This window comes from Occallatibacter sp. FHG110214_02, assembly GCF_059115385.1.
This window is the reverse complement of sequence record NZ_JBZYWK010000005.1, coordinates 21,561-36,891: the sequence shown is the minus strand read 5'-3', so window position 1 is coordinate 36,891 and position 15,331 is coordinate 21,561. Positions and strand designations below refer to the sequence as shown.

Genomic DNA, 15,331 nt, shown 5'->3' with positions numbered 1-15,331 from the left:
CTAACCGCCAATCCCCACTCTCATCTGCTAGCTCTACCCCAAAAACAGCTTGTCATCCTGAGCAAAGTATTTTTCAGCGAAGCGACAGACGTGCAGTTGCCGTTGCCTTTGTTTTCTAATCCCTACTCCCTGCCTTTTCCCACTCCAGTTTCCCCCGCTCCATCACCGCCTCGCGGTCCTCCGGTAAAATCCACCGCTCCGCAATCAACTTATCCACCGCCGCCCCATACCGCTTCAGATAATCCGCCTCATCCGCATACCGCTCCGCAATCGACAACCTCGGATCGCCCGCCAACTTCCGCTCCTCCGCCGTCCTGGCAAACCAAATCCACGAACCCTCAAACGGCAACCGTTCCGTCGGCGCGCCAATCGCGGGGTCGCGCAGATTCCACCCCGTCACCGTAGCCAGCGGAACCGTAATCTCCGGCAGCCTCACTCCATCCTTCTCATTCCCATCCGCATCCACCTGCGGCACCAGCACCGGAAACGCCGGCCCAATCTTCGGCGGCTCAATCGTCGCAATCCCGCGCTTCCACTCCGGCCCAAAATCCAGCCGCTCACCCGCATTCGCCTCATGCGGCAGATTCACACCCGGCAGCTTAGGAAACGCCCACTTATCCAGTGGCACAAGCGTCCCATCCGCAATCCGCGGATGACTACTCGGCGGAGGCTCCGTCCCTTTCCGCACCCACGCATCCATATTGGCAATCATCGCCCGCCAGAAATACCGCACCACCAGCGGCGACTGCGGCTCCTGCCCATCCAAATCACTCCGCCCCTTTTCCGGAGGCCACGGCCCCGAAAAATGCTGCAACCCCGTGAAGTGATAAATCCGCACATTGTCAGAAATCTTCGCGTCCCGCTTCCCATCCGCGCTCACATGAATCAGCGCCGCCGACCGCCCCCAATACTCATACGAAGTGTTCGAGAAGAAAATCTTCGGCACCGTCTTATCCGCGACAGACTTGTCCAGCAACCCGCCCTTTTCACCCGTCACAGTGTCCGTCTCAGGCTCATCGGTAAACGGAAAAACATCCACCGGATAATCCACGGAGGAAGTAGGCTGCGAATCCCGTGAAGGCTGCGCAAAGCGGTAATTGAAATTCCCTCGCCCAGCCCCGGCTACATGCGCCAGCACGCCATCAAGGGCAATCCTGCCCTCTTCATCCGTATTGAATCCCTCATAAAGAAAATCCCGCAGAAACCGTCCATTCTGCGAAATCCCCTGCCCATACACGCGCTCCACCGGCGTCAGCGCATCCACATCATGCTTCGCGTACGATGCAAAATCCCGCATCGCCGCAAACCCGCCGCCCGCCACCACCGGGTCCTGCACCACGTACACATACTCGTAAATCTTCCCCGGCTGAAACCCGCCATTCAGATGAATGAACCTGTCACTCGGCACAAGCTTCCCATCCACCGTATGCGCAAACTGCCACTCCGCCCGCGGAATCACCGTCCGCGCCGCATTGCGCGAATCCCGCACCGTCAGCACATTCCGCGCATCCTCCGGAGCGCTCACCGGATACTCCGTGCCGCCTATATTGCCCACAATCAGATGCCCCAGCGGAATCTCCGCCATCACCTTCGACGGCATCAGGTCCCCACGCAGCAACCCCGTAATCGTCCTGCCATTCTCCTTCGCAACAGGAGCCTGAAAGCCCAGCACATCCTTACCCGCCGGAGCATCCCACTGCCACCCCAGCGCCACAAACGTAAAGCCCTGCTGCAGCAGCCACCCATCCCCAGCACTCTTTTCAGCGTCCCAATCGCCGCCATCCACCAGCCGCAAAATCCCGCTATGCCCCCGGTTCGGATTCTCCAGCAACATCGACCCATTGCCCTTCTTCGGGTCCTTCGGCTTCAGCGCCACAAAATCCGCGGCAAACTCCACCTTGCCATCGCGCAGGTTCGCCGCATTCTTCAAATCCACAATCGCAGCATTGTGCTTGTTATCTACTGCCAGAGCAAAATAGACAGTCCCGCGCAGGCGCTCGTACGCCCCCGCATCGCCAAAGCTCTTCCCGCCCAGCACATCCTCGCGCGAGCGAACCTCCACCCGCTCCACGCGGGCAAAGAGAGTTTGTGCAGACGCCACAATCAGCAGCAACGAAGACAAGCGGACAAGTTTCCCAAGCATGCCCGTAGCCTACCACTCATAATGCCTCTCCAAACGCAGGCGCTCAGCAGGCGATTCTCACTTCTCGATAATGAGAGGCAACGCGTCCTTGGATGTACTGACGGCATACCCGCTCGCCCCTGCGTAGCTCGCCATAATCTGGTGCGTACCCGCAGTTGCAAACGTCACCGGAAGCGATGCCGTACCGGAATCAAGCGTCGCCGTCCCCAGCAAGCTCACCGGAGAAGTCGAGGCATCATAGAACCGGACCTTCCCCGTAGCATCCACATCAGAAATCGTAGCCGTAAGCACCACGCTATCTCCCGCAGCAAGCGTAGTGCTGCTGCCAGCGCTCACAACAATCGACGTATACTGCACGCTCGCGGAAGAAGCCGTCGTAGAAGTAATCGAGACCGCGCTCGACGTGCTGGAGGCATAACTGCTGCTGCCATCGTAGCTGGCCGTCACCGAGTGCGTTCCGGCAGCGAACGTTGTGGCATAGGTAGTCTTGCCCGAGCTAAGCGTCCCGGTACCCAGCGACGTACTGCCGTCATAAAATGTAACCGTCCCCGTTGCTGCCGTAGGCGAAACAGCAGCCGTAAGCGTAACGCTATCCGCCGTGGTCGGCGCAGTACTCGACGCAGTAAGCGTAGTAGTTGTAGAAAGAAGGCTCGCGCTCACAGTAAGCGAAACAGCGCTCGACGTGCTCGTAGCGTAGGTCGTGTCTCCCTCATAATAGGCAGTCAGAGAATAAGTTCCAGCCGTGCTGAACGTGGTCGTAAGCGTTGCCACGCCATCACTCAACGTTGCCGTGCCCAGCGACGTGCTTCCATTCAGAAACTCCACCGTTCCCGTCGCCGACGTGCTGGAAATCGTCGCCGTCAACGTAACGCTAGCCGCCACTTCCACCGAAGTGGCAGACGAAGTAAGCGTAACTGTGCTGGTAGTAGTCCCGGCAATCGGGTCCCAAAAACCGGAGCAGCCCGAAACTGCCAGAGTTAGCGCTGTCAGCGCCGCAAGAAAAACCAGGCTCCACCATCTGCCGCCAAAAATCTTCGATCCCATTCCGTGCCTTTTCGTGAAACGAGGTGTCTTGCATCAACCCCTCTGTCTCACTAGACGGAAAAATCCCGGCGATAGCTCGCAAATCTCCTCTTATCGGCCATACAGCGCAGCAGACTCCTGAATTCTCTTGGTGACTATCCCAACAAACAAGGAAAGACCAGCCGGAGGGAGCAGGGGCCTTCAGGCCCCTGAAAAGCCGGAAAGATAGAGATAGGGGCTTTAGCCCCGGACCTTATGCCTGAATCTGCCCACTTAACTTACCCTGCTGGGATACTTGTGAAGCACAAAAAGCGAAAGACCAATGGCTATAAAGCCATTGGTCTTTCGCCTGATCGTCTCAAAATCTCTTCGCATTCTTAGCTCTCGGCTGAGAACAAAGAATTTGCGCTGTACATGGAGCCGACGACCGGATTTGAACCGGTGACCTACTGATTACGAATCAGTTGCTCTACCAGCTGAGCTACGTCGGCGTACTCATTCGATTGTACCGTTAGCAGCCATTTCGGTAAAGTTGGGTCTTAACAGATTGCACGCACTCCGCATCCCGAAAGAGGAACCCTTCGTGCCATCGCAAACCGTCATCGCGCAAACCCTCGTCCTCGCCTTCCGCATCGCCTTCGTATGGGCCGGCGGAATCTTTCTCGCTGTAGCCATCCGCGCCATGCTCCCCGACCACTTCGGCCTCGGCTTCCACTACCACGACCAGGCCTTCGTAGTCTCCTTCAACCGTCTCGGCTTCTGGACCTGCATCTGGGCCGCCGTCACCGTCACCATCCTCGTAGTCCTCCGAGCCATGCTCGCAGACTTCGGCATGGTGAAACAGGGACTAGGAACATAGGGACTAGAAGAACCCTTGGCCACGTCACACAACCCATCGTGTCCCACCAAAGCCGGGTTCCCCATGTCTCCTTCTTTTGGAGACATGGGATACCACAAAAGCCAACTCACCATAAGATCTGCAGTTACTTTTGCCCTTGCAGTCGCCTTTTCTAATCCCTAGTCCCTATGTTCCTAGTCCCTGCCTCTAAAAACGGAAAGAGCCGCCCGGCAACAGGGCAGCTCCTTCCTTAGGGAGAATAGTTCCAACGGAGGCAAAGCCATCAGAACTTTCTGGCTGCATAGTAGGTTCGCAGATTCGGCGTGTCAAGAACAATTCCAGAAAGAAATATCTACAATATAATCAATGACTTACAATCAACTCCCATTTTCCCGAAATGGGAGCATAATTTCCGCGTCTTCGCCGTTTATTCTCTTGAATTTACACGGTTTTCCCGGTATTTCCATAGGTTTTCATCCGGTTTTCCACAGGATTTCCTCCTGTCAATGGCCTGCGTATTGCATGCAGAGATACCTCATTACCCAGTCTCCAGCGAAACCGAGCGCACTGATACTACCCGTTACCGCATTCCGATTGGGGCAGGAAACCTAGTCCTTCAAATTCAACCGCGTAAACTCCGCCTCATACATCGACGACGCCGTCTTCCCATGCGCCACGCGCCACCACGCCCGGCCAAAGCCGAACACCAGCCCCAGCAGAAGCGCCGCTCCGCCCACCACCGCCACAAAGTAGGCGATATTCATCAGCAGGCTTCCCGTCTTCGACACATCGGAAATCCCCGGCATCGGCATCGACGTCAAATCCGACGAGTAGTGCACCGACTCCAGCAGCCTGTGGCTCTCATCCGGAACCGCATCGCCGCTCACCAGCGCCACCACCGGTCCCGTGCGCCGCACCTCAAGCGAGGCCTGGTCCGAGTCCTTCAGCGCCTGCGTAAACGGCGGCTGGGCCTTCTGCACCCCCGCCTGGATGTAAGCCCGAATCTTCCCCTCCGCCGCCGTAGCCATCTGCGGCGTCGGATACGAAATCAACGTCAGCACCGCCGGCCCCGAGCTCAGCGAGTAATTCGCCGTCACCGCCTCGGCATCCATCTCAAAGCCCACCAGCTCCGCAGGCAGCACGCCGCCTGAACCCGCATAGCCAACCGCGCCCAGCGCATAGCGCGGAGAAAGCGTCTCCAGCCGCGTCAGCAGCCCCGCGCCCGGCACCAGCTTAATCCCATTCGGAACCTTCTCGTAATGCGTCTTCTGCCCCGGATCACCAACACCCGTCTTAGGCAGCAAATCCAGCACAGGAGGCGTCAGCGCCTTGTTCCCTTTCGCCTGCGGCAACTCTTCCGCCAGCTCGCGCAGCTCCGAACCAGACTCCGCCCTCACCTTCGAGAACGTCGCATCCACCACCGTAGTCCCATTCCAGAAAACCACGCGGTTCCCATTGGAAGCCGCGCCTTGCCCAATCTCTTCCTTCGGCCACTTCGCATCGCGATAAAACGAGTAAGCCCCAAACGCCCCGCTCACATCCGGAAACTGGAGCGCCTTCACCGTCAGCGTCTCGCCATCGCGCTTATAGGTAGCCGTAGCGCCGCCCGTAAAGCCGTACTCTTTCAGCGCAGCCGCATTCGCACCGTCAACCGCAGCCACATCCGCCACGCTCTTCAGAGCCTCCTCACTCACCCACCCCGCAAACGCCGAAGGCAACAGAGGTTTCTGCGGAACAGCCTTCGGAGGCACAGCAGTCTGCACCTGCGGCGCGGGCTTCTGAGCCTGTCCCATCGCCATCGTCGAACCAGCCGCAAACGCAGCAGCGGCAAAAAGTACAAACTTATGCATCCATCTCTCCACTCATCAGACTACGCCTACTCTACTTCGACACTGTGCCAGCCGAAAAAGTTCCCGCCCACCACGCATCAAACTCCGCCAGCGCCCGCTCGCACTGAATCCTGTGCCGTTCCTTCTTATCGCGAATCTTCTTGCGAAGCTCCTCTTCCAGTGGCATCAGCAAATCAAACGTAATATTCACAGGCTGAAAGTCCTTCACATCCGCATGCGTAATGTAATGCACCAGCGACCCCAGCGCCGTCCCGCGCGGAACGGCCACAGGCTCCACGCCCGCAGCAACCTTCGCCGCATAAAGACCCGCCAGCATCCCCGTAGCCATCGATTCCGTGTATCCCTCAACGCCCGAAAGCTGCCCGGCAAAAAGAACATTCGGCTTCGACTTCAACCGCAGCGTTCCATCCAGCAGCGCAGGCGCGCAGATATACGTATTCCGGTGAATCTGCCCATAGCGCAAAAACTTCGCATTCTCCAGCCCCGGAATCAGCCGCAAAACCTTAGCCTGCTCATTCCACTTCAAATGATTCTGAAAGCCAACAAGGTTGTAGCTATCCGCCCGCACATTTTCCTTGCGAAGCTGCACCACAGCCCACGGCGTCTTCCCCGTCCGCGGATCACGCAACCCAACCGGCTTCATCGGCCCAAACCGCAGCGTATCCTTCCCGCGCCGTGCCAGCACCTCAATCGGCAGGCAGCCCTCAAAATAATCGAGCTTCTCCCACTCCTTCTCTTCCGCTGCCTCCGCCGCAGTCAACGCATCAAGAAAAGTCTCGTACTCCTCTTTCGTCATCGGACAGTTAATGTAATCCGCCGTCCCCTTATCCCACCGAGCCGCAAAGTACACGCGGTCCATATCAATTGACTCCGCATCCACAATCGGCGAAATCGAGTCATAGAACGACAAGTGCTGCGACCCCGTAATCCGCAAAATCTCCTGGCTCAGCGCGTCCGAAGTCAGCGGCCCGCTCGCCACAATCGTCAGCTCATCGCCTTCCAGCGAAGTCACCTCTTCGCGAATCACCCGAATCTTCGGCTCGCGCTCAATCTCCTCCGCAATCCTCCGCGAAAACTCCACGCGATCCACCGCCAGCGCATGCCCCGCCGGCACAGCCGTCTCGTCAGCAATCTTCAACAGCTCCGACCCCGCCCGCCGCATCTCCTGCTTCAGCAGCCACGGAGCCGTATTCGGGCTCTCGCTCTTCAGCGAGTTCGAGCAGACCAGCTCGCCAAAATCCGTAGTCTGGTGCGCAGGCGTCACAATCGGCGTCCCACCCACCATCCGCCGCATCTCGTACAAATCCACCTCGCAGCCCAGCCGCGCCGCCATCAGCGCCGCCTCCGGACCCGCAAGCCCACCGCCAATCACTCGAATCTTCTTCATGCAACAACTACCCCACAAATTGTAGGATGTACCTTCCGCCCGCCGTCCGCGCAGGACCCGCCAATCACCCGAATCTTCACTTCGCCACTTCCAATCCTGCCAGCTTCTTCAGCGCATCCCCGCTCACCCGCACATTGCGCCACTCATCCAGAAACTCCGCGCCCATCGCGCGATAAAACTCAATCGCCGGCTCATTCCAGTCCAGCACTTCCCACTTCATCCGCGCACACCCGCGTTCCAGAGCAATCGCTGCCAGCCGCTCCAGCAGAGCCTTCCCAACGCCCTTGCCGCGAAACTCCGGGTCAACAAACAAATCTTCGAGATACAGCCCCGGCTTCCCCAGCCACGTCGAGTAGTCAAAGAAATAAAACGCAAACCCCGCAGCCTTGCCGTCGCACTCCGCAATCACGCACTCAAAGTACGGTTTATCGCCAAACCCATGCTCCAGCAGCGCCTCTTCGGTAGCCTTCACCGCATCCGGCTCTCTCTCATACACCGCCAGCGCATGAATAAACCTCAAAATGGTGCCAACATCCTCCCGCACCGCCTCGCGAATCACAATCTCTGCCATTCCTTCATTATCGCAACCGCAACCTTCCCTGTGACGCCCGCCACAGCCCGCCATGCAACCCCAGCGCCATAATTCTCCTCACAAACATGCGGCTGCAGATAGCCGCTAGAGTCATGCTCACGCTCCAATCCACCACGAATCTGCCGTTGCAGTTGCCCTTCCCTTACCCCTTGTCCCTTGTCCCTCCTCCCTGTCTTGATTTAACGTTTCAGTGCCAGCACCTCTCTCCGCCCGGCCCTCCTTACGCACGTCAGCGCCGCCGGTGGATGCAGCATTTTGAATTTTTCCGAGCGCGCCGCCCTCGCGGCCGCGTCGCTCGCAAGGAGAACACCCAATGAAGCGCACTCTCACTCTCTGGCTCGCCGTTCTTGGACTGGCCATCGCGCCGCTCGCCGCACAAGACGCAGCACAGGCCAACGGCAAGATTCACGGCACCGTCACCAACCCCGTTGGAACGGTTCAGCCCACCGGCACCGTCAGCCTCAATGAAGGCAACACGGAAAAGTACACCTTCCAGGTCACCAACGGCGCTTACTCCGGGGAAGCAGCGCCCGGCACCTACACCGTCATCTACCGCAATCTCGATACACCCAAGGACAAGCAGGTAGACTCCTTCCAGAACGTGAAAATCGTCTCAGGTCAGGACACGCTCCAGGACTTCGACATGAGCCGCGAAGCCTACATCAAGGCCCTGCCGCCTGACACTCAGAAGCAGCTCGAAGAGCTCAAGAAGAAGAACGCCGCTGCTCTCTCCGCCAACTCCGTCATCAAGGGCATCAACACCGACCTCGGCACCGTCACGCAGGACATCAAGGATGCCGACGGCGCGCAGGCTGCTGCTCAGCAGGAGCTCGGCGCCAGCGCCAGCAAGACCGATGTCGCCACCAAGGCCAACGACATCAAGACCGCCAAGTACACCGACATCGAAACCCTCATGACCAAGGACACGACCGCCAAGCCCGACGCCTCCATCCTCTGGGCACGCCTCGGTCAGGGTGAAGCCGGCCTCAAGAAGTGGGATCCCGCCATCCAGGCCTTCCAGAAGGCAATCGATCTCGAATCCAAGAACCCCAAGCCGAATCCGGAAGTTCTCGGCCTTGCCCAGAGCGGTCTCGGCGAAGTCTACGCCCGCACCGGCAAGGTAGACGATGCGACCAAGGCCTATGACGCCGCCGCGGCAGCCAATCCCAAGTCCGCAGCCGTCTACCTCAAGAACCAGGCTGTTATCTACTTCCAGATGGGCAACGCCACGGCGCAGGCCGCAGCAGCGGACAAGGCCATCACCGCCGACCCGAATAACGCTCTGCTCTACTACCTCAAGGGCCAGGCGCTCGTAGGCAACGCCACCGTAGACCCCAAGACGCAGAAGATTGTTCTGCCTCCGGGCTGCGCGGAAGCCTATCAGAAGTACCTTGAGCTGGCTCCCAACGGCCCCTATGCCGCCGACGCCCAGGGCATCCTCAACTCCGCAGGCCAGAAGATCGGCAACTCCTACAAGGCAGGCAAGAAGTCGTAAAAAACAGCTATCAGCCGTTAGCTATTAGCTCTTAGCAACCTTAAGGCGCTGCGAACTCAATCGCAGCGCCTTCTTCTTTTTGCCGTCCGCTGGTGCACAATGGAGCGGCAATGAAAGAAGAATTCCTGCGATTCAACGGCGCCGTAGAACGCGACCCCGCCATCGACGCATGGCTAAAGCAGCATCAAGGCGAACTAGGAGCCATAGCGCAGCAGTGGTTCGAAGTCATGCGCCACTGCGGAGACGAAGTCCGCGAGCCCCTGCACGACGGCTGCCCCGTCGCCTGCCTCGGCGACGCGCCCTTCGCCTACGTCAACGTCTTCACCTCGCACGCCAACGTAGGCTTCTATCACGGCGCAGCACTGCGCGATCCCGCACGCCTGTTACAGGGTGCCGGCAAACACATGCGCCACGTAAAACTGAAACCCGAAACACCAACAAACACCGCAGCACTGGACAAGCTAATCCAGGCCGCATACGCAGACATAAAATCCCGCGTAGAAAACAGCTAGCAGGCACAGCCTGTTTTTGTTTTTCCCTACACCCTGTTCCCTGTACCCTGTACCCTGTCTCTTATGAGCCCGCTTCTCCCAAGCTACAAAGAAGCCTCCGCCATCGTAGCCGCGCACGCGGTCAGGTTCGCCACACAACCCCGCCCCACCGAAACCATCCCCCTCCACGAAGCGGCCAACCGCATCCTCGCCGCCAACATCCACGCCGACCGCGAGATGCCCCCCTTCCCCCGTTCCACCCGCGACGGATACGCCATCCGCGCCGACGAGCTCAACACTGGCTCACTCCTCCGCATCACCGGCTGCATCCGCGCCGGCAGCACACCCAGCTCTACGCCGCTGCTCCCCAACACCGCCGTCGAAATCATGACCGGCGCAGCCGTTCCTCCTTCCGCCGACACTGTCGTCATGGTCGAGCACGTAGAAACCGCCAGCGGCTACATCCGGCTCCTGCCGCCCCGCACCCTCTCCGAAGGCGAAAACATCAATCCCATCGGCTCAGAGGCCCACACCGGCGACCTCATCATCCCCACCGGAACCCGCCTCTCCGCCTCCCACATCGCCGCCGCGGCCTCCTGCGGCTTCGCGCAAGTAGAAGTCTTCCGCAAGCCCACCGTGGCCATCCTCACCACCGGCGACGAGCTGGTCCCCGTCACCGCCACGCCCAACCCCGGCCAGATCCGCAACTCCAACGCCTCCATGCTAGGCGCGCTCGTCGAACAATTCGGTGGCCAGCCGCAGCTCTTCCCCGCCACCGCCGACACACCAAAAGCCCTTGACGCCGTTCTGCAGCAAGTCACCGAAGCAGATCTCGTGCTCCTCTCCGGCGGCGTCTCTGCCGGAAAATTCGACCTCGTCGAACCAGCCATCGCCCGCCTCGACGCCGAGTTCTACTTCACCGGAGCCCGCATCCAGCCCGGCAAGCCCGTCGTCTTCGGCAGCATCCCGCGCAACACCCACCAGCAGCCCTTCTTCGGACTCCCCGGCAACCCCATCTCGTCTGCAGCCACCTTCCTGCTCTTCGCCGCGCCAATTCTCGCCACGCTAGCCGGAAGAACCGTCCAACTCCCGCGCTTCACCTACGCCCGTCTCACCCGCGAAGTCAAAGCCAAGCCCGACCTCACCCGCTTCGTCCCCTCCACCGTCACCGCCGACGCCCAGGTCACCCCGGAAGGCGCCAAAGGCTCCGGCGACCTGGCCTCCTTCGCCCGCTCCAACTGCTTCCTCGTAGTCCCCGAAGGCGAAGCCAACCTCCCCGCCAACGAAATCGCCACCATCCTGCCGTTCTAAGCTATTTCCATGTCAGAAAAACTCTCCCACTACGACGAATCCGGCCAGGCCAACATGGTCGATGTCAGCGCCAAGCAAACCACACGCCGCACCGCCACAGCCACAGCCTTCGTCGAGCTATCCCAGCAAGTCCTCGCCGCCCTGCCCTCCAACCCCAAGGGCAACCCGTTGGAAGTAGCCCGCTTCGCCGGCATTCAGGCTGCTAAGCGCACCAGCGAGCTGATCCCCATGTGCCACCCGCTCCCACTCACGCACATTGACGTGCAAGCCGAAATCACCGCCACCGGAGTAGCCATCACCGCAACAGCAGCAACGCTAGGCCAAACCGGAGTAGAGATGGAAGCCCTCACCGCCGCCAGCGTAGCCGCCCTAACCGTCTACGACATGACCAAGGCCCTCGATAAAGCCATCGTCATCCGCAACCTGCAATTGGAATCCAAAACCGGCGGCAAATCCGGCGACTACAAAAGATAGCTTTTAGTTCATCCGTATAAGGCAAAGCCGGGTGCCCAGGTCCTTGCAGTTGGGGACCTGGGATACCTCTACCGCTCGCCCCCCATGTTCATTCGCCCCAAAAACAAAGGCTCCCGCGCAATCGCACAGAAGCCTCGTTCTCCACATCCAAACTAAAAGCTAATAGCTGACAGCTAGTTCTTAGGCGCAGCCGCCGCCGGATGATCGTGGTCATGATCCTCATCCGCATCCGGCTTGAACGGCTGCGGCCCAAGGTGTCCACGATGGCAAGTCCCGCAAGTCACCGGCTGCCCATCGCTCTCAATTTTCGAGATGTACTGCGTATTGATCTCTTCCGTCATCAGGTACATCTTGCGCGCCGTAGCCTTCTCCGGCTTCGAGTCATCCGCATAGTTCAGCCGCGGCTTGCCATTGGGAGCCAGGTTCTTCGGATCGGCGGCATGACACGTCGCACAGCTTCCGCCCACGGCATCCGTCCACGCGTGCATAATCTCGTGCAGCTTTTCCCCGCTGGTGTCTTTCGGCAAAACCTGCAGGTTGGTCGGAGCTGCGTGCGCATGCTGCGCAGGAGCCGGAGCCTGTCCAGCAGCCTGCTGAGCAGCGCTCACCTGCGCCGTTGTGGAAGCAAGAATCGCCGCTGCGGTCACCACTACGGCGGCTGCGGGAAGCAAATACGAAGTTAGTTTCAAGGGGTAAAATTCCTCGCGGAGAAGTCTCTACTGGCTTGCTTGACGAAATTCTACGCGATACAGCTACATTCCCAGCCAAGCAAAAAGCCTTTTTATACCGCCACAACATTTTTGCTTCGACACATCTGCTTTTTGCTTTCTGCTCATCTCCCCCGCAAACTCCCGTGCCCCACCCTTGCGGCTTTTTTCCGCCGCAAGGGTGGGGCAGCACTCCTTCCCGGTCCCGAAACAAACCCCGAATCCGCCAGACAAAACCGCAGCGGCCAATCCACCGCCTCATTCGCCGCGTTAATCCCAATCCGCCCCGTCACCCGCACGTCGCCCGCAACAAACCCATCGTCCACAATCGCCAACTCGGAATCCGCCGCAGTCAAATCCACCCCATTATGCAAAGCCCGCGCAATCCCCAAAGCAATGCACAACCGGCTAGGCCCGGAAGTCAGCGCCCGCAGCGACTTCCCATCAACGCCACGACGCACCGCCATCGCCTCAATCCCTTTCAGCGGCTCCAGCGCACGCAGCAACACGCATCCCGCCTGCCCTTCCGGCTCGCAGGAAACATTCATGCAAAAATATTGCCCATAGATGGAGTAAACATAAGCAAACCCTGCCGGCCCAAACAGCACGCGGTTCCGCGGCGTAGGCCCACGGTGCGAATGCGCCGCCGCATCCCCCTGCTGACCATTCAGGCCGGCATGGTGCGGCCCCAGGTAAGCCTCAGCCTCCACAATCCGCCCGGCAGTCACAACGCCGCCCGCACGAGAGACCAGCACCTTGCCCAGCAGTTCCGGAGCCACCACCTCCGGAGTCCGCTCATAAAACTCCCTGGGCAACACGTTCATTACGAATTCTTCTTCGACCACTCTTTCAGCAGCTCCAGCACCTCATCCGCATGCCCTTCCGGCTTCACATTCTCAAACACGTGAACCAGCTTCCCATCCGGAGCAATCAGGTACGTTGTCCGCTTCACGCGCGTCACCGGCTTGCCATACATCGTTCCCTCGTAGATGAGACCAAACTGATTCAGCACTTTCTCGTCTGAATCAGCAAGGAGCGTATACGGCAGATCGTACTTCTTCTTAAACTTCGCCTGCTTCGCCACCGTGTCCCGGGAGATGCCCAGAACAACGGCCCCGGCCTTCTGCAGCTTCTTGAACTGGTCGCGAAACCCGCAGGCCTCAATCGTGCAGCCCGGCGTATCGGCACGCGGATAAAAGAACAGCACCACCGGCGAACCCTTGTAATCGGACAAGCTCACAGTCTTGTTCTCGTCAGTCTGCAGCGCAAAATTCGGAACTACCTCACCAATCTCCATGGAAACGGCCTCTCGCGTAGGATGAAAATCGTGAACCTCACACTGCATTATTCCCGAGCCCTCCGCCTCATGTCATGCACGGCAGCTCTCGGCTCGACTCTCAGCCTTTTCTCGCAATCTCCCGCGCAGGCCGCAAAAAAACAACAGGACGCCCCCACCCTCCGTGCCATCGCCGTCCTGGAGTGGACCGGCGACGACCCGTCCCATCCCAAAAAGTCCCGTCTCGTCCCCATCAGCATCTACGACGGCCAAACGCTCGAAGATGCCGGCCTCTATCTCGCCCGCCCCCAGCCCATCGCCATATCCAGTGAAGTCGAGTACCAGCTCAAGCAAAACGGCAAAACCGTCGGCCTCTTCGACGTACAAAACGCCGCTCAGGAAGAAGGCTCCTGGGTAGGCTATGGCACATGGAAAGCCGCTCCCGCCCCCAAGCAACCCTCCTATGCCGCCGTCGCTAAAGCCGACGAGAATGACGAAGACGACGACAAGCCCGTTCTCCGCCGCAAGCACCACGACGACGACAGCAGCAGCAGCACAAGCAGCAAGTCAGGCGACGATAACGACCGCCCGCAGCTCCACAAAAAAGACTCCAGCGGCAGCACCAGCTCAAGCAGCAGTTCCGATGACACCGACCGCCCCACGCTGCACCGCAAAGACGATTCCAGCACCAGCAGTTCTGGCACAGCAAGCACCGCCAAGCCCCCCGCCGACGACCCGGACCGCCCTGTAATGAAGAAGCCCAAGGCCAAGCCGGAAGAAGACACCGCCCGCGTCAGCTCGCTCCCGCAAATCAGCGACCCCGACCGCCCCCGCCTCGTCCGCGGCCAAGACACCTCGCAGGCCCTCAAAGTCCTTCCCAGCCTCGTGGGCATGCCTGCCGACCTCCGCCAGACCGTAGGCATCTCCGACGCCAAGGACCGCCCCGACCACCCCTGGACCTACAACTGGGCCAACCCCGCCGACGAAGCCCGCATGAAGGCCGCTCTCGAAGACCAGGCCCGCGCAGCCCTCGGCCTCACCACGCCGCCAGCGCCAGCCCCCAAGCCCGCACCAACCCACCACACCACAACCACTAAAGGCCGCGCAGCCGCCAAGCCCGCACCCAAGCCTGTCCCAGCCCCCGAGCCCGTCCCGCTGGAAGGCGAACAGTTCCGCGTCTTCGAGTTGGCCTACGGCTCCGGAGCCACCTTCGTCCTTTCCGCACACACCGCCAACCCCGATCCGAAGCAGCAGAAATACGTAACGCTAATCGCCCAGCCCGACCTCTACGGCAATATCAACGTCCTCCACAAAAACGTGGCCGACGGCTCCCACCTCGACGACACCCCACGCATGATCCTCATCGACGCCGTAGAAGCCCTCACCGACAACCGCGGCGAGCTTCTCTTCGAGCTTCGCGGAGCCACCCAGCGCCAGTTCGTCCTCTACCGCGTCCTCCGCGGCTCCTCCGAGCAGATTTTCGCCACCACCAGCATCCCCTTCGGCTCCTACACTGCCCAATAACAGGACATAACTACCCCAACCATGCATTCCCCCTTCCGTGTATACCTAAGCCCTTACGATTGCTTCACCGCCAGCCACCTCCCCACAAAATAGCCCCACACATCCAGTTCTCCCCAAAACCCGCCTCAGTCGCTGCCTTCCATATCATTTCCCCAAAAATCCTCACGAATCACAGACACAAATCTTCCCCTCATATACAATTTGAGTAACCCAATTTGAG

The 15,331-nt window shown here is 59.7% G+C and carries 14 protein-coding genes and 1 tRNA gene; 6 read left to right on the top strand and 9 right to left on the bottom strand.

Features of this window, described 5'->3' with window-relative positions; all coding sequences use genetic code 11:
- Nucleotides 1-115 precede the first annotated feature (115 nt).
- The 3 genes from AC5S3R_RS06350 to AC5S3R_RS06340 all read right to left on the bottom strand — a co-directional run bounded on the left by AC5S3R_RS06350 (nt 116) and on the right by AC5S3R_RS06340 (nt 3,657).
- Nucleotides 116-2,143 (bottom strand): alpha/beta hydrolase domain-containing protein, encoded by a 2,028-nt coding sequence (locus AC5S3R_RS06350; protein WP_494266173.1) that lies wholly within the window; start codon nt 2,141-2,143, stop codon nt 116-118.
- Nucleotides 2,144-2,200: 57 nt separating this feature from the next.
- Nucleotides 2,201-3,187, bottom strand: a complete 987-nt coding sequence (locus AC5S3R_RS06345; protein ID WP_494266172.1) for an Ig-like domain repeat protein — start codon at nt 3,185-3,187, stop codon at nt 2,201-2,203.
- 394 nt (nt 3,188-3,581) lie between these two features.
- A tRNA-Thr gene (locus AC5S3R_RS06340) sits at nt 3,582-3,657 on the bottom strand.
- Nucleotides 3,658-3,749: 92 nt separating this feature from the next.
- Between AC5S3R_RS06340 and AC5S3R_RS06335 the strand changes: the two genes are divergently transcribed.
- Entirely contained in the window at nt 3,750-4,025 is a 276-nt protein-coding gene (locus AC5S3R_RS06335; RefSeq protein ID WP_494266171.1) for a hypothetical protein, read from the top strand.
- 587 nt (nt 4,026-4,612) lie between these two features.
- On the opposite strand, the gene AC5S3R_RS06330 is transcribed toward AC5S3R_RS06335, so the two are convergent.
- The 3 genes from AC5S3R_RS06330 to AC5S3R_RS06320 all read right to left on the bottom strand — a co-directional run bounded on the left by AC5S3R_RS06330 (nt 4,613) and on the right by AC5S3R_RS06320 (nt 7,812).
- Nucleotides 4,613-5,854, bottom strand: coding sequence for a DUF6599 family protein (locus AC5S3R_RS06330; RefSeq protein WP_494266170.1), 1,242 nt, complete (start codon nt 5,852-5,854; stop codon nt 4,613-4,615).
- Nucleotides 5,855-5,885: 31 nt separating this feature from the next.
- Nucleotides 5,886-7,241, bottom strand: coding sequence for a methylenetetrahydrofolate--tRNA-(uracil(54)-C(5))-methyltransferase (FADH(2)-oxidizing) TrmFO (trmFO, locus tag AC5S3R_RS06325; protein ID WP_494266169.1), 1,356 nt, complete (start codon nt 7,239-7,241; stop codon nt 5,886-5,888).
- A gap of 76 nt (nt 7,242-7,317) precedes the next feature.
- Nucleotides 7,318-7,812, bottom strand: a complete 495-nt coding sequence (locus AC5S3R_RS06320; RefSeq protein ID WP_494266168.1) for a GNAT family N-acetyltransferase — start codon at nt 7,810-7,812, stop codon at nt 7,318-7,320.
- Between the two features lie 334 nt (nt 7,813-8,146).
- Here AC5S3R_RS06320 and AC5S3R_RS06315 point away from each other — a divergent pair, with 334 nt between their 5' ends.
- From AC5S3R_RS06315 to moaC, 4 genes are all read left to right on the top strand, one after another.
- Nucleotides 8,147-9,328: a tetratricopeptide repeat protein gene (locus AC5S3R_RS06315; protein WP_494266167.1), complete on the top strand. Its 1,182-nt coding sequence runs from the start codon at nt 8,147-8,149 to the stop codon at nt 9,326-9,328.
- Between the two features lie 110 nt (nt 9,329-9,438).
- Complete coding sequence (locus AC5S3R_RS06310) at nt 9,439-9,840, top strand: DUF1801 domain-containing protein (RefSeq protein WP_494266166.1); 402 nt, start codon at nt 9,439-9,441, stop codon at nt 9,838-9,840.
- Between the two features lie 63 nt (nt 9,841-9,903).
- Nucleotides 9,904-11,130, top strand: a complete 1,227-nt coding sequence (locus AC5S3R_RS06305; protein ID WP_494266165.1) for a molybdopterin molybdotransferase MoeA — start codon at nt 9,904-9,906, stop codon at nt 11,128-11,130.
- Nucleotides 11,131-11,139: 9 nt separating this feature from the next.
- Nucleotides 11,140-11,604 (top strand): cyclic pyranopterin monophosphate synthase MoaC, encoded by a 465-nt coding sequence (gene moaC / locus AC5S3R_RS06300; RefSeq protein ID WP_494266164.1) that lies wholly within the window; start codon nt 11,140-11,142, stop codon nt 11,602-11,604.
- A gap of 173 nt (nt 11,605-11,777) precedes the next feature.
- Here the strand turns inward: moaC and AC5S3R_RS06295 are convergent, their stop codons facing one another.
- The 3 genes from AC5S3R_RS06295 to bcp all read right to left on the bottom strand — a co-directional run bounded on the left by AC5S3R_RS06295 (nt 11,778) and on the right by bcp (nt 13,656).
- Nucleotides 11,778-12,293 (bottom strand): c-type cytochrome, encoded by a 516-nt coding sequence (locus tag AC5S3R_RS06295; RefSeq protein ID WP_494266163.1) that lies wholly within the window; start codon nt 12,291-12,293, stop codon nt 11,778-11,780.
- A gap of 143 nt (nt 12,294-12,436) precedes the next feature.
- The gene (locus AC5S3R_RS06290) at nt 12,437-13,135 is read right to left on the bottom strand and encodes a DNA-3-methyladenine glycosylase (protein ID WP_494266162.1); all 699 of its coding nucleotides are present in this window, start codon (nt 13,133-13,135) and stop codon (nt 12,437-12,439) included.
- Nucleotides 13,135-13,656: a thioredoxin-dependent thiol peroxidase gene (gene bcp / locus AC5S3R_RS06285; protein WP_494266161.1), complete on the bottom strand. Its 522-nt coding sequence runs from the start codon at nt 13,654-13,656 to the stop codon at nt 13,135-13,137. The genes AC5S3R_RS06290 and bcp overlap by 1 nt, the downstream gene beginning before the upstream one ends.
- Here bcp and AC5S3R_RS06280 point away from each other — a divergent pair.
- Nucleotides 13,639-15,111: a hypothetical protein gene (locus AC5S3R_RS06280; protein ID WP_494266160.1), complete on the top strand. Its 1,473-nt coding sequence runs from the start codon at nt 13,639-13,641 to the stop codon at nt 15,109-15,111. The two genes, bcp and AC5S3R_RS06280, sit on opposite strands and share 18 nt — an antisense overlap.
- Nucleotides 15,112-15,331: the final 220 nt, after the last annotated feature.

What these genes read in the sequence shown, in the direction of transcription:
- trmFO (WP_494266169.1), bottom strand. Translation starts at nt 7,241, where the DNA reads ATGAAGAAGATTCGAGTGATTGGCGGTGGGCTTGCGGGTCCGGAGGCG.
- AC5S3R_RS06330 (WP_494266170.1), bottom strand. Translation starts at nt 5,854, where the DNA reads ATGCATAAGTTTGTACTTTTTGCCGCTGCTGCGTTTGCGGCTGGTTCG.
- AC5S3R_RS06305 (WP_494266165.1), top strand. Translation starts at nt 9,904, where the DNA reads ATGAGCCCGCTTCTCCCAAGCTACAAAGAAGCCTCCGCCATCGTAGCC.
- bcp (WP_494266161.1), bottom strand. Translation starts at nt 13,656, where the DNA reads ATGCAGTGTGAGGTTCACGATTTTCATCCTACGCGAGAGGCCGTTTCC.
- AC5S3R_RS06290 (WP_494266162.1), bottom strand. Translation starts at nt 13,135, where the DNA reads ATGAACGTGTTGCCCAGGGAGTTTTATGAGCGGACTCCGGAGGTGGTG.
- AC5S3R_RS06315 (WP_494266167.1), top strand. Translation starts at nt 8,147, where the DNA reads ATGAAGCGCACTCTCACTCTCTGGCTCGCCGTTCTTGGACTGGCCATC.
- AC5S3R_RS06345 (WP_494266172.1), bottom strand. Translation starts at nt 3,187, where the DNA reads ATGGGATCGAAGATTTTTGGCGGCAGATGGTGGAGCCTGGTTTTTCTT.
- AC5S3R_RS06320 (WP_494266168.1), bottom strand. Translation starts at nt 7,812, where the DNA reads ATGGCAGAGATTGTGATTCGCGAGGCGGTGCGGGAGGATGTTGGCACC.
- moaC (WP_494266164.1), top strand. Translation starts at nt 11,140, where the DNA reads ATGTCAGAAAAACTCTCCCACTACGACGAATCCGGCCAGGCCAACATG.
- AC5S3R_RS06350 (WP_494266173.1), bottom strand. Translation starts at nt 2,143, where the DNA reads ATGCTTGGGAAACTTGTCCGCTTGTCTTCGTTGCTGCTGATTGTGGCG.
- AC5S3R_RS06310 (WP_494266166.1), top strand. Translation starts at nt 9,439, where the DNA reads ATGAAAGAAGAATTCCTGCGATTCAACGGCGCCGTAGAACGCGACCCC.